Origin of the sequence: Streptomyces taklimakanensis (assembly GCF_009709575.1) — a bacterium.
GTDB classification, from domain to species: Bacteria; Actinomycetota; Actinomycetes; order Streptomycetales; family Streptomycetaceae; genus Streptomyces; species Streptomyces taklimakanensis.
Genome location: NZ_WIXO01000001.1, coordinates 3,609,052 through 3,631,037 on the forward strand (window position 1 = coordinate 3,609,052; position 21,986 = coordinate 3,631,037).

General features: G+C 70.7%; 13 protein-coding genes and 1 pseudogene. 8 read left to right on the forward strand and 6 right to left on the reverse strand.

Features of this window, described 5'->3' with window-relative positions:
• Positions 1-123 precede the first annotated feature (123 nt).
• Together F0L17_RS16150 and F0L17_RS16155 are read right to left on the reverse strand one after the other, a co-directional pair.
• Positions 124-894 (reverse strand): SDR family NAD(P)-dependent oxidoreductase, encoded by a 771-nt coding sequence (locus F0L17_RS16150; protein WP_155071627.1) that lies wholly within the window; start codon positions 892-894, stop codon positions 124-126.
• A gap of 84 nt (positions 895-978) precedes the next feature.
• Entirely contained in the window at positions 979-1,287 is a 309-nt protein-coding gene (locus F0L17_RS16155; protein ID WP_155071628.1) for a WhiB family transcriptional regulator, read from the reverse strand.
• Positions 1,288-1,674: 387 nt separating this feature from the next.
• Here F0L17_RS16155 and F0L17_RS16160 point away from each other — a divergent pair, with 387 nt between their 5' ends.
• The 4 genes from F0L17_RS16160 to F0L17_RS16175 all read left to right on the forward strand — a co-directional run bounded on the left by F0L17_RS16160 (position 1,675) and on the right by F0L17_RS16175 (position 6,173).
• Positions 1,675-2,286, forward strand: a complete 612-nt coding sequence (locus F0L17_RS16160; protein ID WP_003948568.1) for a response regulator transcription factor — start codon at positions 1,675-1,677, stop codon at positions 2,284-2,286.
• A gap of 359 nt (positions 2,287-2,645) precedes the next feature.
• A complete protein-coding gene (locus tag F0L17_RS16165) occupies positions 2,646-3,242 on the forward strand; it encodes a sigma-70 family RNA polymerase sigma factor (protein ID WP_274389096.1) in 597 nt (198 codons plus the stop codon).
• A 176-nt stretch (positions 3,243-3,418) separates the two neighbouring features.
• A complete protein-coding gene (gene guaB, locus F0L17_RS16170; protein WP_155071630.1) occupies positions 3,419-4,942 on the forward strand; it encodes an IMP dehydrogenase in 1,524 nt (507 codons plus the stop codon).
• Positions 4,943-5,063: 121 nt separating this feature from the next.
• Positions 5,064-6,173 (forward strand): GuaB3 family IMP dehydrogenase-related protein, encoded by a 1,110-nt coding sequence (locus F0L17_RS16175; protein ID WP_162466272.1) that lies wholly within the window; start codon positions 5,064-5,066, stop codon positions 6,171-6,173.
• A gap of 105 nt (positions 6,174-6,278) precedes the next feature.
• Here F0L17_RS16175 and F0L17_RS28085 read toward each other — a convergent pair whose 3' ends face one another.
• On the reverse strand, positions 6,279-9,473 hold the full coding sequence (locus F0L17_RS28085; RefSeq protein ID WP_155071631.1) for an FG-GAP-like repeat-containing protein: 3,195 nt from the start codon (positions 9,471-9,473) through the stop codon (positions 6,279-6,281).
• Between the two features lie 689 nt (positions 9,474-10,162).
• On the opposite strand from F0L17_RS28085, the gene F0L17_RS28090 reads away from it, so the two are divergent.
• Positions 10,163-17,095 carry a polymorphic toxin-type HINT domain-containing protein gene (locus F0L17_RS28090; RefSeq protein WP_274389098.1) on the forward strand — a complete coding sequence of 2,311 codons (6,933 nt, stop codon included), beginning with the start codon at positions 10,163-10,165 and terminating at the stop codon, positions 17,093-17,095.
• Between the two features lie 486 nt (positions 17,096-17,581).
• Here the strand turns inward: F0L17_RS28090 and F0L17_RS16190 are convergent.
• Together F0L17_RS16190 and F0L17_RS16195 are read right to left on the reverse strand one after the other, a co-directional pair.
• Positions 17,582-18,079, reverse strand: a pseudogene (locus tag F0L17_RS16190) (tyrosine-type recombinase/integrase); the annotation flags it as partial.
• Positions 18,080-18,136: 57 nt separating this feature from the next.
• Complete coding sequence (locus tag F0L17_RS16195) at positions 18,137-18,865, reverse strand: hypothetical protein (RefSeq protein WP_155071632.1); 729 nt, start codon at positions 18,863-18,865, stop codon at positions 18,137-18,139.
• A 521-nt stretch (positions 18,866-19,386) separates the two neighbouring features.
• Between F0L17_RS16195 and F0L17_RS16200 the strand changes: the two genes are divergently transcribed.
• From F0L17_RS16200 to F0L17_RS16210, 3 genes are read left to right on the forward strand one after another with little or no spacing between them, the layout of a single operon-like run.
• On the forward strand, positions 19,387-19,749 hold the full coding sequence (locus tag F0L17_RS16200) for a hypothetical protein (RefSeq protein ID WP_155071633.1): 363 nt from the start codon (positions 19,387-19,389) through the stop codon (positions 19,747-19,749).
• Complete coding sequence (locus tag F0L17_RS16205) at positions 19,742-20,248, forward strand: hypothetical protein (RefSeq protein ID WP_155071634.1); 507 nt, start codon at positions 19,742-19,744, stop codon at positions 20,246-20,248. The genes F0L17_RS16200 and F0L17_RS16205 overlap by 8 nt, the downstream gene beginning before the upstream one ends.
• A gap of 29 nt (positions 20,249-20,277) precedes the next feature.
• Positions 20,278-20,505, forward strand: coding sequence for a hypothetical protein (locus tag F0L17_RS16210; protein ID WP_155071635.1), 228 nt, complete (start codon positions 20,278-20,280; stop codon positions 20,503-20,505).
• A gap of 198 nt (positions 20,506-20,703) precedes the next feature.
• Here F0L17_RS16210 and F0L17_RS16215 read toward each other — a convergent pair whose 3' ends face one another.
• Positions 20,704-21,966 (reverse strand): nucleotide sugar dehydrogenase, encoded by a 1,263-nt coding sequence (locus F0L17_RS16215; protein ID WP_155071636.1) that lies wholly within the window; start codon positions 21,964-21,966, stop codon positions 20,704-20,706.
• Positions 21,967-21,986 lie beyond the last annotated feature (20 nt).

Below are 21,986 nucleotides of genomic sequence, written 5' to 3' on the forward strand. Positions count from 1 at the left end.
CGCCCCCGCCGCGGGGCGCCCGGCGCCACGGGGCCCGGCTCCCCTCCCACCACGGGAGGGGAGCCGGGCCTTCGCGCTGCCGCCGCCGCGGGCCGGCGCGACACCGCCCACCCGGGGCCGAGCTCACCTGGGGCTGAAGCGTCCGGTGGTGGAGGACGCGCGCCCGACCAGGCCGCGGGGCGCCAGCCGGGCGATGCCCATCAGCGCCTTGTAGCGCGGGTCCGGGATCGACAGGGACTTGCCCCGGGCCAGGTCCTCCATGGCCGCGTCCACCACCCGGTCCGCGTCCAGCCACATCCAGCCCGGCACGTTCCCGGCGGCCATGCCGGCGCGTTGGTGGAACTCGGTCCGCACGAACCCCGGGCACAGCGCCATCAGCCGCACCCCCGACCTCCCCAGGTCCCGTGCGGCACCCTGGGTGAACTGCACGACCCACGCCTTGGAGGCGCCGTAGGTGCCGCGCGGCAGGAAGGCCGCCACCGAGGCCACGTTGACGATGCCGCCCCGTCCGCGCTCCCGCATGCGCTCCGCCGCGGCCGAGGTGAGCCGCAGCACGGCCTCGCAGTGCACCTTGAGCATCCGCAGCTCGTCCTCGACGGGAACCTCCAGGTAGCGGCCCCGGTGGCCGAAGCCCGCGTTGTTGACCAGCAGGTCGATCGGGTGCCTGCGGTCGCCCAGCCGCTCCTCGACCGACGCGATGCCCTCGTCCGTGGCCAGGTCGGCGGCGAGCACGGACGCCTCGACGCCGTGCCGGTCGTGCAGCTCCGTGGCGGTCCGCCGCAGCCGTTCGGCGTCCCGGGCGACCAGCACCACGTCGCGGCCGTCCCGTGCCGATCTGCGGGCGAAGGCGGCGCCTATGCCGGACGTGGCTCCTGTGATCAGTGCAGTCGTCATGTGGGCACGCTATCCGGCCCGCCTCGGCCCGGTGGGAGGCGCGGGTACCGGGAGGCGTGCGGGCGGGCGCGGGCCACCGGAGGGTCACGCGCCGGTCGCCGTGCCCACCAGCCGGGTCCGTGCGCGGCCCATCAGCTCCTCCCTCTCGTCCTCGGTCAGCCCGCCCCATACTCCGTACGGCTCACGCACGGTGAGGGCGTGGGTGGCGCACTCCGAACGGACCGGGCAACGCATGCACACCTCCTTGGCGGACGCTTCGCGCGCGCTCCGCGCCGCTCCGCGTTCGCCCTCGGGGTGGAAGAACAGCGAGCTGTCGACTCCTCGACAGGCGGCCAGCAGCTGCCAGTCCCACAGATCGGCGTTGGGGCCCGGAAGACGGGAGAAATCTGCCATGGCTTGTCCTCTCGAAGCGAACTGATGCTGGTGAACCAGTCGAGAACAGTCACGACCGTACATCCACGGTATGAGTAGATGTAAATATGCATCTTCGCGATTCTCATGACAGACGCGACCAATAAAAAGAAAACCCGCCAAACAGGGCAAATGACGACACGGCCGCTGATCTGGGCCGGATAGTCCCTCCGTGTCGGCTCGATCACGTAGGGTGTTGAAAGCGGGCGCCGAAGACCGTAACTCTTTCGGGTGACCGTCGTTGAGTGTGCGGAGGCGGTTGACGCGGACAAGTACCGGACGCACGTCCGGAGCGGTCAACCGCACAGGTGACGATTCGTACCAGCCCTGGAGGCCTAAGGTGATGCGCATGAGCTGCGGAGGGCGATCATGACTTCCGTCCTCGTCTGCGACGACTCCCCGCTTGCCCGAGAGGCGCTGCGCCGCGCGGTGGCGACCGTGCCCGGCGTGGAACGCGTGACCACGGCGGCCAACGGCGAGGAAGTCCTCCGCCGCTGGGGCGCCGACCGTTCCGATCTCATCCTGATGGACGTGCGGATGCCCGGCCTGGGCGGCGTGGAGACGGTGCGCCGCCTGCTCTCGGCCGATCCGGGCGCCCGCATCATCATGCTGACCGTCGCCGAGGACCTCGACGGCGTCGCGCTGGCCGTGGCCGCGGGGGCCCGCGGCTACCTGCACAAGGACGCCTCGCGCGCCGAGCTGCGGGCCACGGTCACCCAGGCGCTGGCCGATCCCACCTGGCGGCTCGCGCCGCGCCGGCTGCGCTCGGCCGAGATGGGAGCGGCGCCGACACTCACCGCCCGCGAGATCCAGGTCCTGGAGGGCATGAGCCACGGGCGTTCCAACGCCGAGATCGGACGCGAGCTCTTCCTCTCCGAGGACACGGTGAAGACCCATGCGCGGAGGCTGTTCAAGAAGCTCGGGGCCTCCGACCGGGCGCACGCCGTGGCGCTCGGCTTCCGCTGGGGCCTCGTCCGCTGATCCGGCGGCCGGTCGCTCCACGGGCCGCCCGCCGGCGCGCGTCCTCCCGACCCGCACGCGGCGCGGGGCGTGGGAGCGGGAGCGGGAGCACCGCGGTGCTCCCCGCCCCGTCCACCGCGTCCCGGGAGGGGATCCCCGCCGGCCGACCGACCACGGACGGCGGGGTCTCCGTACGACGGACCGGTGTCGTAATCTGCCGTGTGCCGCATCCTGGATGTATGGAGTTCCTCGGGGACCGGACGGCCAGGCGTGAGGGGAGGGCACAGGACGTGACAGCGAGCGCCCCTGCCCATAACGCTTCGACGCACAACCGCGGGCGAGGTGCGGCGGAACGACCGCGGCGGGTGCACCATGGACCGATGCGCGACGACGAGATCCTCCCCGCGGCCGACGGCCCCGGGGAGATCGGCGCCCTCGTACAGCGCGCCGTCGAGGGGGACGAGCAGGCCACCCACGACCTCCTCGCCCGCGTCCACCCGCTCGCGCTGCGCTACTGCCGCACACGGCTGACCCGGCTGCCCGGTGACGCCCGACACTTCGTGGACGACCTCGCCCAGGAGGTCTGTCTGGCGGTGCTGTGCGCCCTGCCGCGCTACCGCGACACCGGCAAACCCTTCGAGGCCTTCGTGGTGGCCATCGCCCAGCACAAGGTCGCCGACCTCCAGCGCGCCGCCATGCGCGGGCCCGGCAGCACGGCCGTTCCCTCGGACGAGATGCCCGAGCGGCCCGACGACTCCCTGGGTCCCGAGGAGCGCGCCCTGCTGAGCAGCGACGCGGAGTGGGCGAGGAAACTCCTGGCCAACCTCCCCGAACACCAACGCGAGTTGGTGTTGTTGCGCGTCGCGGTGGGGCTCACCGCGGAGGAGACGGGACAGATGCTCGGAATGTCCCCGGGTGCCGTACGCGTTGCCCAGCACCGGGCCCTGTCGAGACTGCGCGCCCTCGCCGAGCAGTAGACCGAGCGGTGACCGAGGCGTCACCGGACGCGGCCGCGGCGCGGCGACCGCACGGCCGAGACGGCGCTCCGGGGCAGAGCGGAACGATCCGGCGACGATCCGCTCGCGGATCCGGGGGCATCCCGGGCCCGATAGCATGGACGTCCGCGCCGGGCAAGAGTATTGGGGAAGGTGCCATGGAAGGCGTCAAGACGGACAACGGCGGCAACGTGGACGGGGTGCCCGAGAAGTTCGCGACGCTCGGGCTGACATACGACGACGTGCTGCTGCTGCCGGGCGAGTCGGACATGGCCCCGCAGGACATCGACACCTCCTCGTACGTCTCGCGCAACGTCAAGGTGAACATCCCGCTGCTCTCCGCGGCGATGGACAAGGTGACCGAGGCCCGCATGGCGATCGCCATGGCCCGCCAGGGCGGCGTCGGCGTGCTCCACCGCAACCTGTCGATCGAGGACCAGGCCAACCAGGTCGACCAGGTCAAACGGTCGGAGTCCGGCATGGTCACCGATCCGATCACCATCCGGCCCGATGCCACGCTCCACGAGGCGGACGAGCTGTGCGGACGCTTCCGGATCAGCGGCGTGCCGGTCACCGACGCCTCCGGCAAGCTGCTGGGCATCGTCACCAACCGCGACATGGCCTTCGAGCTGGACCGCACCCGTGAGGTCCGCGAGGTCATGACGCCGATGCCGCTGGTCACCGGCCGTGTCGGCATCTCCCGGGCGGACGCGATGGAGCTGCTGCGCCGCCACAAGATCGAGAAGCTGCCCCTGGTGGACGACGAGGGCGTGCTCAAGGGCCTGATCACGGTCAAGGACTTCGTCAAGGCCGAGAAGTACCCGAACGCCGCCAAGGACGCCGAGGGCCGCCTCATCGTCGGCGCGGCGGTCGGGGTCGCCGGCGACGCCTTCGAACGGGCCCAGGCCCTGATCGAGGCGGGGGCCGACTTCATCGTCGTGGACACCGCGCACGGCCACTCCCGGCTGGTCGGCGAGATGGTCGCCAAGATCAAGTCCAACTCCTCGGTCGACGTGGTCGGCGGCAACGTCGCCACCCGTGACGGTGCCCGGGCGCTGATCGACGCCGGCGCCGACGGCGTCAAGGTCGGTGTCGGCCCCGGCTCGATCTGCACCACCCGCGTGGTCGCCGGCATCGGCGTCCCGCAGGTCACCGCGATCTACGAGGCCGCCCTCGCCGCCAAGGAACACGACATCCCCGTCATCGGCGACGGCGGCCTCCAGTACAGCGGCGACATCGCCAAGGCCCTGGTCGCCGGCGCCGACACCGTGATGCTCGGCAGCCTGCTGGCGGGCTGCGAGGAGTCGCCGGGCGAGCTGCTGTTCATCAACGGCAAGCAGTTCAAGTCCTACCGGGGCATGGGCTCGCTGGGCGCGATGCAGACGCGCGGCCAGGCCAGGTCGTACTCCAAGGACCGCTACTTCCAGGAGGCGGTCGCCACCGACGACAAGCTCGTCCCCGAGGGCGTCGAGGGCCAGGTGCCCTACCGCGGCCCGCTGGGCGCCGTGGTGCACCAGCTCGTCGGCGGCCTGCGGCAGTCGATGTTCTACGTCGGCGGCCGCACCGTCCCGGAGATGAAGGCCAAGGGCCGCTTCGTGCGCATCACCGCGGCCGGGCTCAAGGAGAGCCACCCGCACGACATCCAGATGACGACCGAGGCACCGAACTACTCGCGGCGCTGAGCCGCGACCGCGCCGGGGCGCCCCGGGGTGTGGACGACGTCCCCCCGGGGCGCCCCGGTGTGCGGCCCCGTGGCCCCACTCGGGGATACTGGGGACGTAGACCGTAGGAAGGGCACAGCACGTGACTGAGATCGAGATCGGCCGCGGCAAGCGCGGAAGGCGCGCGTACGCCTTCGACGACATCGCCGTGGTGCCCAGCCGCCGCACGCGGGACCCGAAGGAGGTCTCGATCGCCTGGCAGATCGACGCCTACCGCTTCGAGCTGCCGTTCCTGGCGGCGCCGATGGACTCGGTCGTCTCGCCGAGCACCGCGATCCGCATAGGGGAGATGGGCGGCCTGGGGGTGCTCAACCTCGAAGGCCTGTGGACGCGCTACGAGGACCCCGAGCCGCTCCTGGAAGAGATCAGGGAGATGGACGAGGCGGACGCGACCCGCCGACTCCAGGAGATCTACACCGAGCCGATCAAGGAGGAGTTGATCGGGCAGCGGATCAAGGAGGTCCGCGACTCGGGCGTGGTGACGGCCGCCGCGCTGTCACCGCAGCGCACCGTGCAGTTCTCCAAGGCGGTCGTGGACGCGGGGGTCGACCTCTTCGTCATCCGCGGTACGACGGTCTCCGCCGAGCACGTCTCCTCGGCCGCGGAGCCGCTCAACCTCAAGCAGTTCATCTACGAGCTGGACGTCCCCGTCATCGTCGGCGGCTGCGCCACCTACACCGCCGCGCTGCACCTGATGCGCACCGGCGCCGCGGGCGTGCTCGTCGGCTTCGGCGGCGGCGCCGCCCACACCACCCGCAACGTGCTGGGCATCCAGGTGCCGATGGCCACCGCGGTGGCCGACGTGGCCGCGGCCCGCCGCGACTACCTGGACGAGTCCGGCGGCCGGTACGTCCACGTCATCGCCGACGGCGGCGTGGGCTGGTCCGGTGACCTGCCCAAGGCGATCGCCTGCGGCGCGGACGCGGTGATGATGGGCTCCCCGCTGGCCCGCGCCACCGACTCGCCCGGCCGGGGCCACCACTGGGGCATGGAGGCCGTCCACGAGGACGTGCCGCGCGGCAAGCGCGTCCACCTGGGCACGGTCGGCACCACCGAGGAGGTCCTGCTGGGCCCCTCGCACAGCCCCGAGGGCCACATGAACTTCTTCGGCGCCCTGCGCCGCGCCATGGCCACCACCGGTTACTCGGAGCTCAAGGAGTTCCAGCGGGTGGAGGTCACCGTCTCGCGCTGACGGCGGTGTTCGGAAGACGTCCCGGAGAACACGCGGAAGGGGCCGGGGGCCGGTGGTGCGCACCACCGGCCCCCGGCCCCTTCTCGTCTCCCCGCCCGGAGACCGTCAGCCGATGCTCACGGGCCGGGTCCAGTCGGTGCCCTCGGACTCCTCGGTGATGACCTTGCGGGGGGCGCCGTGGGTGGTGGCGCCACCGGGGTAGAGGTAGACGTTGCCGCTGGCGGCGAACATCACCCAGAGGTCGGGAGTGCCGTCGCCGTCGGCGTCGGGGGTGCCGATGAGGTGCGAGACGTTCTCCGGTTCCCAGGCGGACTGTCCGTAGATTTCGTCGGTGCCGGTCAGGGAGGTGGAGGCGAGTCCCAGGGAGAGGATGTCGGTGCCGGTGCCGTCGGCGTCCGGCTTGCCCTCGCGGAGGTAGAGGCGGCCGGTGTCGTGGGTGCGGAAGATCAGGTCGGCCGTTCCGTCACCGGTGACGTCGTCGACGAGGACGAGGTCGCGGTCGTCCCAGGCGCTGTGGGTCATCCGGTGGGCGCCGGCGAAGCTGCCGCCGCTGTACCCGGTGAAGATCCACAGCTGGGGACCGGCGTTGGCGAACAGGTCCGGGTGTCCGTCGCCGTCGACGTCGCCCACCGAGAGGATCTGGGTGAGCTGGTCGGGGGCGGGAGCACCCGGCGGCAGCAGGATCTTCTGGCGCCGGGTGACGTCGAAGCCGCTGTAGCCGTCCCCCGGGTAGACGTACAACTCCCCGTCGACGCGGGCGACGAGGTCCTGGATGCCGTCGCCGGGGAACCAGTCGCCGTGGTGGGTGATCAGGGCGTCGGTCCAGTAGCCGTCCGGGGTGGGCTTCGGGTTGCCGCCGCTGGTGCTGTACGAGGCGTCCATGCCCGAGTGCAGGTCGCCGCTGGGGCTGCCCGGGTACGCCTTCAGCCGGCCGGTGTCGGTGACGGCCAACAGGTCGGGGTAGCCGTCACCGGTGGTGTCGCCGGGGGCGTCGAGGTCGGCGCGGGGGGTGACGTAGAAGCGGTAGGCCGTCTGACGGGAGACGTTGCCCACGGAGTCCACGGACCGCACGTAGAGGATGTTGGGGCCGGCCTGGGGCGGCTTGACGGTGAGGGTGACGTCACCGCCGAGGGCGGAGGGGGTGGCGGTGGAGCCGAAGCCGGTCCAGTTGAAGCTGTACTCGTACTTCTTCACGTCGCTCTCGCCGTCGGCGCCGAAGGTGACGGTGCCGCCGGTGCCGAAGCGGACCTTCGACCAGGAGCCGTCGGTGCCGTCGGCGGGCGGGAAGTCGGTCGAGGTGACGGTGGGGGAGGCCGGGGCCTCGTGGTCGACGGTGAAGTAGCAGGGTTTGTTGCCGTCGGGGGCGTAGTAGGAGACGGCGCCCTCGGTGTCCCGGGAGCGGACGTCCCAGGAGTAGGTGGTGCCGTCGCTGAACCTCTCCCAGGGGATGGGGTCGGTGTTGGCGTAGCCGTTGCTGTCGACGGGGATGTAGGAGTCCAGGATCTTGTTGGTGCCGTCCCCGGTGGGCCAGACCCGGAAGTGGAGGTCCCTCAGGTTGCCGTCGGGGTCGGAACCCCTCGCCCGGAAGGTCAGGTCGGACTTGCCGACCGCCGAGTAGGGGCTGGTGAGGTCACAGTCCGGGCCGGGCGTCATCGTCTGGGCCGTGGGCTGATTGGGCTTGCGGTTGTAGACGATTTCGATGTACGGGGAGTTCTCGCCGTTGGCGCGGAACTTCTTCCAGTAGTTGGTGTCGGTCTCGCTGGCGGCGCGCAGGCCGAGGGCGATGGTGTTCCACTTGCCGTCGGCGGCGTCCTGGGCGGCCGACTTGATGTCCATCTTCACCCAGGAGTCGGGGCAGCTCGAACTCTTGTAGCCGTGCCCGGTGCTGGCGCTGGACAGCACGCGCGACCAGCTCGGCTGCCTGCTCCAGGTGTGGGAGCTGGAGATGGCGCTGGTGAGCCAGAGGTTGTACTTGCGGGCGGTGCAGCCCCAGGAGTAGGTCTGCAGGGTCCGGAAGTGGGCGGACCGGATGGCGGCTCCGTGCAGGGTGCTGGGGTGCTCGAAGGCGAACACCGAACGGGACAGACCGCCGGTGGTGGCCTCGTACCCGACGCGCGCCTCGTTGGTGCCGTCGTTGAAGTTCTGGCCGTTCCAGAAGCTGGAGTTGGGATAGGGCTTGTACAGCAGGGTCCAGTTCTTCTTCCGGCCCTTGATGGAGGGGTCGACGAAGACCGGGTAGACGGTCTCCTCGGACGTCAGCAGCTCCCGGTCCGGGACGACGGTCAGGACGCCGTCGTCGCCCAACTCCGTTCCCAGCACCGCGTCGTGGCTGCCGGGCTGCGGGCCGGCCGCGCCCGGCAGGGCCAGGGTCCCGGCCTTCCGTCCGGTTTCCCCGGTCTCCCCGCCGCCCGTGTCGGCCGTCTCCTCCTCGCCGATGGTGACGGCGGGCTTCCCGGCGGAGTCCCAGGCGTACGGGGTCGGCGCCGCGGCCAGCTCCTCGCCGTCCGCGTCGAGGGCGCGGAGGACGCCGGACTCCGGATCGAGGCGGAAGTCCAGGCCCGGGGAGGCCAGCCGGTACCGCACCTCCTTCAGGAGCGGGTCGTCGGCCGCCTCGCGGTCGTGGACGACCAGCAGGTGGGAGTAGCCGCTGTCGCGCGCGGTCAGCAGCAGGTCGATGCCGGGCCGGACATCCTCGTACAGGGCGCGCGGTCCGTCGATCACCGGCTCGGGCAGCGGTCCCGGCCAGTGGACGGTGATCTCGTGGCCGCCGGTGGTGAGCCGCACCAGCTCGCTCCACTCCGGTGAGGCGTCGCCGTCCGCGGTGGCCAGTTGGGTGCGCGGTCCGCCACCGGTGCCGCCGCCGAAGACGAGGGGGTCGTTGACCGCCCTGGGCGCGAATCCGCCCTCCACCTTCTCCAGGGTGGTGTCGATCGCCTTCCACTCGCCGTCCACCTTCGCGCGGAAGGTGTCGCTGTGGATGCGGGTGCGCAGCAGTCCATCGGGCCGGGCCCAGGTGGTGGAGTCGGCGGTGCGCTCCGCGGTCGCCTCCACGTCCTTGCCGGTCTCCTTCGCCCGGCGCGCGGCCTCGGCCGCGTCCACGGGCGCGGTGCCCCCCTCGCGGGCGGCGCGGGGAGGGGCGGAGGCGTCGTCACCGCCGACGTGGCGCACGGCCAGGGGGACGGCGACGGCGGTGGCCAGCAGGGCGGCGACGATCGCCGTGGTGCGGCGCCGAGGACGGGCGAAGCGCCTCCGGGGAGGGTTTTCGGATGTACTGCCGGAAACCCCTCCCGCTTTCTCCACTGCTCTTTCCGGTTCTGCTTCTCGTGCGCCTTCCACGGCGGCCATGACCTACCCACTCCCCCCGTGGGCGCCGGGAATCCACGATGCCCTCGGTGTTGCCGGTGATGCGGATCCGCGCATACGGGACCGTCTCCGCGCGCGGTGAATGTGCGACGCAGAGCATGACTCATCTCCACACGTTCGTCACGTGGTGTGGAGAGGCTCGGCGTCGGGCGTGACGGGTGAGCGTGAGCGCTGCTCGGAGGGCTGATCGGGAGAGTGTTCCGGCGGTGCCCGAGAAGCGGTCGGCCATACCGGACATATGCCGACCCCGATGGGGGCGTTTTGTCGTGACCAGTCGGATTCTATGGGTGCTCAAGTGAAAGCTGGGTATTCGGTGCGGAATTTTCGACAATGCCGATCGATGGCTTCGGAAAGGAATATGGAAGATATCCCCGATTGCTTATGTGATTGACGTCACAAGGGCGAGGCGAGGGTGGATTCCGCATGAGGCGGAAGTGCATAGTGCTCGCCGTTCTTTGTGTTTTTTCTGTGTGGGCGCCCCGGTGGCCTGCGCGGCTGTCATGGGGGGTTCCACTGTGTCCACGCTCCCGACGTGGGATCGGTTCCGTCGTGCGGGCTGGAGGCAGCGCCGCCTGACGCGCGGGCGCCGTATGGCCCGGGGGGCGAGTGTCTCCGTCGCGGCCCTGATGGCCGTCACCCTGCTGCCGGTCGAGGCGTGGGCCATCCCACCGGACGACGGCCTGCGCACGGGGCCGACGCTGACGGCGCTCCAGCAGGACGCCGAGGCGGAACTGGACGAGGCGGCGGCCGCCGAGTACGAGGAATGGCTGGGCGAGCTGGACCCGCCGGTGGAGTACGAGCCGACGAAGACGGACGTACCGGCCGGCGGCACCGCCGACGTCACGCTCGACACGGCGGGCGAGGACATGGTGCCGGCCGGGGACCTGCCGGTCAGCCTGGGCAAGGCGACCCCTACGGAGACCGAGCCCACCCCGCCGGAACCGTCGGGCACCTGGAACGTGGAGTTGGAGCCCCGCACCACCGTCGAGACCGCGGGGGTGGACGGCGCCATCATCACCGTCACCCCGCCGGACACCGGAGCCACCCCGGTGGACGTGGCGCTGGACTACTCGACCTTCGAGGACCTGTACGGCACCGAGTGGGCGACGCGGCTGAAGCTGGAGCAGCTGCCCGAGTGCTTCCTGACCACGCCGGAGCTGGAGGAGTGCACCACCCCCGTGGAGGTGCCCAGCGCCAACGACCCCGGCACGGACACGGTGCGCGCCACGATCGACCCGGCCGCCGCCCAGGCGTCCGGCCTGTCCACCCAGTCCGGTGGCGGCCCGGTGGTGCTGGCCGCCACCGACTCGGCGGCGGGCGCGGGCGGCACCTACAAGGCCACCGACCTCTCCCCGAGCGGCAGTTGGACCGCCGGCGGCTCCGGCGGCGGCTTCTCCTGGACGTACCCGCTGGCCGTCCCGCCGACCCCGGCCGGTCCGACGCCCAAGATCGCCTTCTCGTACTCCTCCCAGTCGGTGGACGGCAGGACGTCGGTGGCCAACGGCCAGGCCTCCTGGGTCGGAGACGGTTGGGACTACCACCCCGGCTTCATCGAACGCCGCTACCGACCGTGCTCCGACGACCTCGACGGCACCCCGAACAACAACAACGACGACCACGAGAAGAAGGCCGATCTGTGCTGGGCCGGTCCCAACGTGGTGATGTCGATGGGCGGCACCACCACCGAACTGGTCCACCAGGTCGTCGAAGGGGAGGACGGTCCCGAGGAGAAGTGGATCCCGGCCACCGACGACGGCTCGAAGGTCGAGCTGAAGAAGGACACCGCCCTGGGCAACGGCGACAACGACGGTGAGCACTGGGTGGTCACCGCCCGGGACGGCACCCGCTACTGGTTCGGCCGCCACGACGTGGACGGGGACGGCACCCGCCCCCGAACCGATTCCGTCTTCACCGTCCCCGTCTTCGGCAACCACCCCGGCGAGCCGTGCCACGCCACGTCCTTCGCCGACTCCTCCTGCACCCAGGCCTGGCGGTGGAACCTGGACTACGTCGAGGACGTCCACGGCAACGCCATGGTCGTCGACTGGGCCAAGGAGACCAACCGCTACGCCAAGAACGGCAAGTACAAGGAGCACGTCTCCTACGTCCGCGGCGGTCACCCCGAGAAGATCGAGTACGGTCTGCGCGCCGACGACCTGACCGGCGCCCCCGCCGGACGGGTGGTGTTCTCCACCGCCGAGCGCTGCATCGCCGAGGGCGAGATCGACTGCTCCGACGCCGACTTCGACTCCGACAACCACGGCGACAGGCAACCCTGGTGGGACACCCCCTCCACCCTGCACTGCACGGCCGACGACGAGAACTGCTACGTCTCCTCGCCCACCTTCTGGACCCGCAAGCGGCTCAAGGCCGTGACCACCCACGCCCAGCGCACCGAGGGCTCCACGGCCCTGTCCAAGGTGGACCACTGGTCGCTGGAGCACTCCTTCCCCAAGCAGCGCACCGACACCCACCCGCCGCTGTGGCTGGAGTCGATCACCCGCACCGGCTACGCGCCCGACGGGGAGAGCACCACACTGCCGCCGGTGACGTTCCTGCCCAACGTCGTCGACATGCCCAACCGGGTCACGCGCTCCACCTCCGACCCGACCCCGGACTTCGACCGGCTGCGGGTGGAGACCATCCGCACCGAGACCGGCGGGGAGATCAAGGTCACCTACTCCCAGCCGTGCCCCATCGGCGCCGCCCCCGACCCTCAGACCAACGACACCCGCTGCTTCCCCGTGCACTGGTCCCCGGACTCGGAGCTGGAGAAGCCGGGGATCGAGTGGTTCAACAAGTACGTCGTCACCAAGGTGGTGGAGCGGGACCGCGTCGCCCGTCAGCCCGACGTCGTCACCACCTACACCTATGAGGGCGATCCCGCCTGGGCCAAGGACCGCGACGAGTTCTCCAAGCCGGAGCTGCGCACCTTCAGCCAGTGGCGCGGCTACGCCTCGGTGGTCGTCAGGAAGGGCCTGACCGAGCGCACCGGCGAGCTGGACGCCACCGAGCAGACCCAGACCCGCACCCGCTACTTCCGGGGCATGTCGAAGGACGCCGACCGCGCGACCGTCACCGTCACCGACTCCACCGGGCAGACCATCGCCGAGGACCTCCTCCCCTACCAGGGCCGGGTGGCCGAGGCCATCACCTACGACGGGGTGGGCGGCGAGGTCGTCTCCCGTACGGTGTCGTGGCCGTGGGCGAAGAAGCTCGCCACCCGCGAACTCGGCGACGGACTGCCGGCCCTGGACGCCTGGCGCGTCGGCACCGGCCGCACCGACGCGATCGAGACGACCAGCGCCGGACACGAACGCACCGTGCGCACGGTCCACACCGTCGACGACACCTACGGCCTGGTCGAGACCACCTACCGGCACACCCTGACCCCCGACGGGGAGGGCGGCCACACGGTCGGCGACCGGCAGTGCACCACCCACTCCTACGTCCACAACACCGGCAAGCACCTGATTGGACTGCCCTCCCGGGTCAGGACGACGGTCGGCACCTGTGAACAGGCCGCGTCCGCCGGCGGCGACCAGGTCGTCTCCGACACCCGCACCTCCTACGACGCGCTCGACGCCTTCGGGCAGACCCCGACGAAGGGCCTGCCGTACCAGGTGGACACCGTGGACGGGGACGGCACCGGCTGGATCACCAGCGCCCGCGCCACCTTCGACTTCATCGGGCGCCCGCTGACGGTGACCGACGCCCAGGGCAACAAGACCAGCACCTCCTTCGGCCCCGGCACGGGAGTGCCCTTCACCACCACCACGACCAATCCGGCCGGGCACACCACCACCGTCACCCTCGACCCCGGCCGCGGCACGGCACTGAGGAGCACCGACGCCAACGGGCGGACGGTCACCAGCGCGTACGACCCGCTGGGACGCACCACCGCCGTGTGGACGGCCTCCCAGGACCCGTCCTCGGACAAGGCCGCCCACACCTTCGCCTACCAGATCGACGAGGACGACCCACCGGCGGTGACCTCCCGCACCCTGCGGGACAACGGCACCTACGCCGACACCGTCACCCTCTACGACGGTCTGCTGCGTCCGCTCCAGACCCAGACCGAGGCACTCGGTGGCGGCCGGATCGTCACCGACACCCGCTACAACTCCCTCGGCCTGGCCGCCGAAACCCGCAACGGCTACCTCGCCGAGCACGAGCCGGAGACCGAGCAGTTCGTCCCCGAATCGGTCTTCCGCATCCCCAACTCCACCGAGATCGCGTACGACGGCCTGGGTCGTCCGGTGAAGGCCACCACCCTCCACGAGGGCACCCCGCAGCACTCGGTCACCACGGAGTACGGCGGGGAGTGGACCCTGGTCCGAAACGGCATGTCCGCCGACGGCCAGAGCACCCGGCGGGGCAGCACGGCCGTCAAGACCTGGACCGACACGCTCGGCCGTGCCGAACTCGTCCGGCACTTCACCACCCCCGCCCTGACGGAGTGGACGGACACCCGCTACACCTACGACGCCCGCGGCAACCACACCGAGGTCGCCGACCACGAGGGCAACGAGTGGAGCTACACCTACGACGCCCGCGGCCGGGTGACCTCCACCCGTGACCCCGACATGGGCACGGCCTCCTTCGCCTACGACTCCCTGGACCGGCGGGTCCGCTCGGAGGACTCCCGCGGCAACGTGCGCGTCACCACCTACGACGTGCTCGGCCGCAAGACCGCCGTGCGCGAGGACACCGTCGCCGGTCCGCTGGTGGCCGAGTGGACCTACGACACGTTGCCGGACGCCAAGGGACTGCCGGTCGCCGCCACCCGTTACACCGACGGCGCGGCCTTCACCACCGCCGTCACCGGGTACGACGCCGAGTACCGCCCCACCGGCACCGAGGTCGTCATCCCCACCACCCCCGACACCGGGGGCCTGGCGGGCACCTACGCATACCGGCAGACCTACACGGCCACCGGGAAACCGCTGGCCACCACGCTGCCCGCGACTCCCGGCGGCCTGCCCGAGGAGAAGGTGATCACCCGGTACGACGGCGAGGGCTTGCCGATCACCACCTCCGGGCACGACTGGTACACCGCCGACACCGTCCACAGCCCGTTCGGCGAGGTGCTCCGCACGGTCAGCGGCGAGGCCCCGCACCGGGTGTGGTCCACGGCCGAGTACGACCCGAACACCGGCCGTCTGTCCCGTACGGTCACCGACCGGGAGAAGGCCGGTCCCCACCGCCTGACCAACACCTGGTACGGCTACGACATCGTCGGCAACGTCACCTGGATCACCGACATCCGGCCCGACGGCACCCGGGACCGGCAGTGCTTCTCCTACGACGCGATCGGTCGGCTCCGCCACGCCTGGACCGGCGCGACCGGCGGCTGCCCGCGCGAGACCACCGCCCGGGACTCCGGCCCCGAGCCCACCGACGTCACCGCCGGCCCGGACGGCGACGGCTACTGGCACACCTACACCTACGACGCCATCGGCAACCGCACCTCGATGGTCGACCACGATCTGGCCGACCCGGCGCTGGACGACACCTACTCCTACTCCTACGGCACCGCCGTTCCCGCCACCGGGACGACCGGGCCGACCGAACTCCAGCCCCACACCCTCACCCGCGTCGACGCGGTGACCAGGACAGCCGGCGGCACCGTCGAGTCGCTCTCCACCTACGCCTACGACAACACCGGCAACACCATCGAGCGCACCATCGGAGGCGATACCCAGGCCCTCACCTGGAACGCGGACAACAAGCTCACCTCGGTCGACACCACCGACGACGGCACGGCGGACGTCTCCTACCTCTACGACGCCGACGGCAACCGGCTGATCGAGAAGACCGCCACCGGAGCGACCCTCTTCCTCGGTGACGCCGAGGTCACCGTGGGCGCGACCGGCGACCCGGTCGACGCCCGCCGGTACTACACCCACCCCGGCGCACCCACCGTGATGCGCTCCACCGGCGGCAGCTCGGACCTGGCCGACCACGAGCTGACGGTGCTGGTGAACGACCACCACGGCACCGCCACCACCGCCGTCGCCCTGGACACGGCGATGACCGTCCAGCGCCGCAAGTTCGACCCGTTCGGCAACCCCCGCGGTGCCGAGCCCGCCGACTGGCCCGGACGCCGCACCTTCCTCGGCACCGGCATCGACGACCCGATCACCGGCCTGACCCACATCGGCGCCCGCGAGTACGACCCGACCACCGGCCGCTTCGTCTCCGTCGACCCGCTCATCGACATCGCCGACCCGATGCAGATGAACGGCTACGCCTACGCCAACAACAACCCCACCACCCTCTCCGACCCCACCGGTCTGAAGCCGATGATCACCGAGAGCGGGAACGACTCCTACTACCTGGAGAGAGAGGACGCTTGGTGGTCCGGTGGTCCCGGTGCGTGGACCTTCAATGACCGTGACAAGAAGGTCGTGCCGAAGAACGACAGGTTGCGCACGATTGTCACTGTCGTTCACAGCATTGGCGGAGGGAAGAACGAGAAAAGAGTCACCGCCGAGCAGGAGGAGTGGAGGTGCAACTATAAATTCGGTGGGGGTTGTAGCTGGAAGGCCAGGAAGAACGTGGACTTCAACATGGAGGAAGTCCACAGAGCCTTGGATGTTACAGGCCTCCTTCCGGTGGCTGGGGTTCCATCGGATGTCGCCAATGCTGGAATCTATATCTTCGAGGGAAAGTGGGAGGAAGCTGGTTGGTCCCTCTTTGGTGCGATCCCGCTTATCGGTGAAGGGACTTCCATCGGCAGGAAGGGCGGGGAAATAATTTCCTGGATCTTTGGTGCCGGGAAGAAATGCAGTAGGCACAGCTTTGTCGCCGGCACCGAAGTCCTCTTGGCGGACGGCACCGCCAGGCCCATCGAGGACCTTGAAATCGGCGACACGGTCCTGGCCACCGACCCCGAAACCGGTGAGACCACGGCCAAGACCGTCACCGCGACCATCCTCACCGAAGACGACAAGACCTACGTCGATCTCACCATCACCACCGAGGACGGCACCGACACCCTCACCACCACAGACCATCACCCCTTCTGGTCCGAGTCCGAGCAGGCCTGGGTGGATGCCGGTGACCTCACCCCCGGCGCAACCCTCCGCACGGATGACGGCACCACCGTCACCCTCCACACCACCCGCACCTACACTGCCCACCAGGACACCTACAACCTCACCATCGCCGGCCTGCACACGTACTATGTGCTGGCAGGGCAGACGCCGGTCCTCGTTCACAACAGCAACTGCGGCCCTGAGTTTTCCATCAATGAAGGGCAGTTCGGAAAGAAGTGGGGTAAGCACGCCCAGGACTATGGCCTCAACCCCGGTGATGCCTCTGCCCGGCAATGGTTCCGTGACAAAATCGCCGAGGTTCGGGGGTCGCATGATGAGGTCCGGCGAGGTCCGTGGAATCCTGCGAATGGCGGTGGAGAAGATTACTTCTTCTACCGCAGAGGGAACGATCTCCTCGTGACGAAGGGTGACGGCCAGTTCGTCACCATGTTCCCCATGGAGAAACCGAATGGCTGGTTCCAGCAAGCCACTCCCTACTCGTGTGGGTGTAAGAAATGACCGAGCGGAAAGTCGCGAATCTGCGAGCGGGGCAACGCGTGCGAGCCGCGTATGGTGTGAAGTACGTCGCAGGTGAGTCTCAGGATTCCGTGGCAGTCGAGGCTGTGGAATTCCTGTTTGACTCAGCCCCTTCCATTCTCTTGTCTTGCGACACGGACTGGACTCTCAAGGTCACTGAAGGTCGATGGCCGACGTTGCCCACATGGTGTTGGCCAATCGAGTCATGGGCTTTCGAGGAGATAGAAGAGATCGGGAGCCCTGGTCTCGACGCCATTATCTCGATCTCGGATATCCACAATTCCGTAGGTGAGGTTTGCGGTGTCCTATTGGAATTCCCTGTGGCGTGGGTGACCGTCAGATCAGGCGAAGCGCTGACATGGGACATCGCCCGTAAGGAGCGCTGATAGCGCCAGCAAAACTGAAGCCCCGCCGGGTGCGTCCTGGCGGGGCTTCTGTGTGGGGTGACGGCAGTAGTTGACGGCAACGTCAGCGGACGAGGGCGGCGCTGGGCGGCGGCTCGTCGCCGTTGGCGCGGCCTGTCTCAGCGATCGTCGGGCCGTTGAGTGTGGTGCTGAGAGTGTCGATGGCGTCGCGCTGGAGACGGAGTCGGACGTGGGCGTAGACGGTGGAGGTGACGCCGATGTGGGCGTGGCCGAGGAGTTCCTTGATGACGACGAGTTCGACGCCTTGTTCCAGGAGGAGGGTGGCGGTTGAGTGGCGGAGGTCGTGGAAGCGGATGCGGCGGAGGCCGGCCTTGCGGAGGAGCGTGAGGAAGGCGCGGGTGAGGTTGGTCGGGTCGATCGGTCGGCCCTGCGCGGTGGTGAACACGTGCCCGTCGTGCTGCCATGTGCTGCCCGAGGCCTCCCGCTCGCGCTGCTGCTGCTCGCGGTGGAGCTTCAGCGGCCGGAGGCAGCGGGCGGAGAGGGCGATGCGGCGCTCGGAGGCCCGGGTCTTGGTGGGCGGCGTGGCGGGACCGGGACGGCGGCGCGGACGGTGAGGGCGTCTTGGTCTCCGCTCTCCGTACGGTGCGGAACGCCTGTCTCAGCGCTTCAGCGCGGCCATCAGGTCCTTCATGTCCGCCAGGAGGTGCTCACGCGTGGCGGTGGGGCCGAGTTGCGATACGAAGTCGGGGTTGGTCTCGGGTATGCCCTGCTGGGTGATAAACGTGGAGACTTGGAGCCGTATGACGGCGCCGCCGTCCCGCACGCTCAACTCCTGGTGGCTCGCGTCCGCGGTGCGTATCTCGTACGCGGAGTCACCCAGGTTGGGAACGGGGTCGACCAGGCCTTCCTTCTCCCCGTCGATGAGGTCCGGTTCCGTTTCCCAGGCCTCGAAATCCGGCCCGGGGTCGACCTCCTTGTGCAGCTCGTAGGTGATCATGACCGTGTAGCTCTGACGCTGTCCCGCACGCTCCAGGTCCATCATGCACCAGGCACGGTCCATCGCCGGGTGTTCGCGGTGGGTGTTGTGCCACTCCTCGCGCTCGCCCAGAGCGGCGGTGAGGGCCTTGAGTTCGGCGGCCGCGCAGAGGTCGTTCGTCGCTCCGTAGCCCTTGAGGTCGGGTGTGCCGGTGTGGGGCAGAAGCCCCGACAGCCAGAGGGCGGAGGCGCAGACGGCGCCGACGGCGGTGCCCGCGAGCCCGGCCGCCCAGGTGCGGCCGTGTCCACGGGTGGGGCGGCCCTCGGAACCGCGTGGGGTCGGGGGAGCGAGGTCGCCCGGCGAGGGAGCGGTGTCCCGGCTGCCGTGGGGGTCCTGCGAGGTGCTCGCCATGATGCGTCGGATCCGTCCTTCCGCGTGTGACCACCGTTCGTGCGGCGTTCGAGTGATCCGAACATGGCAGATCACGTGGGCGTGGTGGTGTGTCGATCATGTGATGGGAGTGATATCGGGCCGTGAGGGAGCGGCGTGGGATGGGGCCTACGGTGGACGGCGCATGTGGAGGCCGGACCGGGAGAGAGGCGCCGGCACCCGGAGCGCGGCCTGCCGGTCAGGCCGCTCACTGTGAGGAGCGCGGGATGGGGGAAGGCGGCCGTGGCGCCGCGTCCGATGTTCGGAGCCGGGTCCGCGTCGGTGGAAACGGCGATCGCGGGAGTTTCGGGAAACCACGGCGGAACCACCGGAACACGGATCGGTCCCGATCGAAAGGATCCCCGAGCCCGGCTCGGCGACGACGCGCTCCGGCGGCCGTGGTGGTGTCCCTCCTGGCCGTGTTCACGGCCGGGTGCGGTACGGAAACGGGACCGGCGGGCGGGCGGGAGCCGGCGGCCGGCCCGTCGACCACCGCCGCGGCGGTGAGTTCGGCGGCGGAGGTCGCCGAGGAGCTCTCCCGGGCCGTCGAGGCCGCGGGACTGGAGACGGTGGGGGAGGCCCGCACGGAGGGAGGCGGGTGCGCGGCCGACGTCATGGGGAAGATGACGGGCGTTCCGACGGCCGACGCGGTCGGCGCCGTGGCCGACCGCTTGGCGGAGGAGGGATGGCGGGACCCGGCGTCCACGGAGACCGGGGAGATGCGACAGGTGCTCCTCACCGAGCGGGGCTGGACGGCGCGGGTGCGCGCCTATCCGGGACCGGAGGGGACGGGCGCCTTCGTGGCGGTCGTCGCCACGAGGGACGGGTGCGACACCGGAACGGCGGAGCCGTCGGCCGGTGGGTGAGGACGAGGCGGGACGGTTCGCCGCCGCCTGCGGGGAGGCGTTGCGGCGGGCCTACCGTGATCTGTCGAGGCCCCGTTTCGATTTCGTGTGGGAGGCCGTGGAGCGGGAGCCGTGCGCCGACGTCCTCCGCGACCTGTCGGCGGTCTGCCCGGTCGAGGACGACACGGACGTCAACTGTGATGTGTGCTTCACCTACATCGCGCGGTGCGAGCGGGTGTTGACCGTGCGGTTGTCCATGGTCGGGCCGTACGCCATGGCGTACGCCACGGGGCCGGACGGTTTCGGGGAGGTCTCGCCGGTCGTGGCCCCCGAGCAGTGCGCGGGTCCGGGGGAGGCCGAGGTGTTGGGCATCGTCGCCCGGCACGGTTTCCTCCTGCCGACCGTGGAGTGGTTGGAGCGGGAGGTGCGGATCGCGCTGCGGGAGGACACCGACAGCGTCCCGCTCCACGCGGCCCTGTTCGAGCCGGACGGGGACCTCCCGTGGCGGAGGGCCGGCTGAGGGGGACATCGGCAGGGGGGGTGTTCGCGGTGCCGCTTCTGATCTTCGGAGTCGTGTCCGTGATGGTGGGGATGGTGATCGCCGGGAACCGCGGCGGGATCACCGAGGCACTGGCCGACTCGCGGGCGAACCTCCTCCGGGGGGACCCACGGAGCCGACAGCGCGTCATCAGGCTCTACCGGGCCATCGGCGTGATCTGGACCGGCGTCGGGGTGCTGGTCGCGGTCGGCGGCGTTCTCGCCATGGTGATGCTCTGAGCGCCCCCGGCCCTCGGAGTGCCGTTCCCGCTGCCGGGACTCGCCGCCGTCACGGACCACCGCGGGGCGCTCGCCGGTGACGGCGACCTGGGCGTTCGGGCCGACGGCGCGGTGCGCTCCACGGGGTGGTCCTTCTGGTGGGACCGACGGCCGCCCCCGCACGGTCGGCGCGAGTCCTCGTGCTCGGCGGACGGCTCCTCACAGCCGGTGCGCGGCCCCCGAGGGCCCGGCGCCGCGGGTGTCGAGGAGGAGCTGGGCCTTGGCCGACAGGCTCTGCAGGTCGTAGACGCGGTGGTGCTGGAGGAGGAGGGTGAGGTCGGCCGCGGCGGCGGACTCGTAGAGGGAGTCGGCGCGCGGGACGGGCCGGCCGGCGACCTGCCACTGCGGCACGTGCGGGTCGTGGTAGCCGATCTGGGCGCCCATCTCCAGCAGCCGCAGCGCGATCTCGGGGGCGGGGGAGCCGGCCTGGTCGGCGAGGTCGGCCTTGTAGGTGACGCCCAGCAGCAGCACGCGGGCGCCGCGGGCGGACTTGCCGTACTCGTTCAGCAGCGCCGCCGCCCGCTGGGCGACGTAGCGCGGCATCCGGGCGTTGGCCTCCTGGGCCGCCTCCACCAGTCGCAGCGGATAGCCCGGCGTGCGCTCGCCCCGGTCCAGGAGGGCGGGGTCGACGGGGGCGCCGTGGCCGCCGACGCCCGGCCCGGGGCGGAAGGCCTGGAAGCCGAACGGTTTGGTCTCCGCGCAGCGGATCACGTCCCACAGGTCCACGCCCAGGTCGTGACAGAGCACGGCCATCTCGTTGACCAGGGCGATGTTGACGTGCCGGTAGTTGGTCTCCAGCACCGCCGTCATCTCCGCCTCGCGCACCCCGCGGGCCCGTACGACCTTCTCCGTCAACCGCCCGTAGAGGGCGGCGGCCGCCTCCGTGCACGCCGGGGTGAGGCCGCCGATGACGCGGGGGGTGTTGGCGTAGCCGTGGGTGCGGTTGCCGGGGTCCAGGCGGGAGGGGGCGCAGGCGAGGTGGAAGTCGCGCCCGGCGCGCAGGCCGGACGCCTTCTCCAGCAGCGGGGCGACGTACCCCTCGGTGTCGCCGGGGCGCACGGTCGACTCCACCACGACCGTCGTCCTCGGCCGCAGCCGCTCGCCCAGCGTCAGGACCGCCGCCCGCACCGCGCCCATGCCCGGCGCGCGGTCCTCGCCCGGTGGGGTCGGGGCGCAGATCAGGGCGGTGCGGACCTTCTCCAGGACGGCCGGGTCGGAGGTGGCGCGGAAACCGGCCGAGAGCATCCGGCGGACCTCGGCCGCCGACAGTCCGGTGCCGGCCGGGGGCCGTCCGGCGTTCAGCTCGGCGACGGCGCGGGCGTCGGGGTCGTAGCCGATGGTGCCGATACCGGCGGCCGTGGCGGTCCGAGCAGCGGGAAGGCCGAGATGACCCAGGCCGAGGACGGCGAGATCTGCGGGCATGAGGCGGCGTCCCTTCCCCT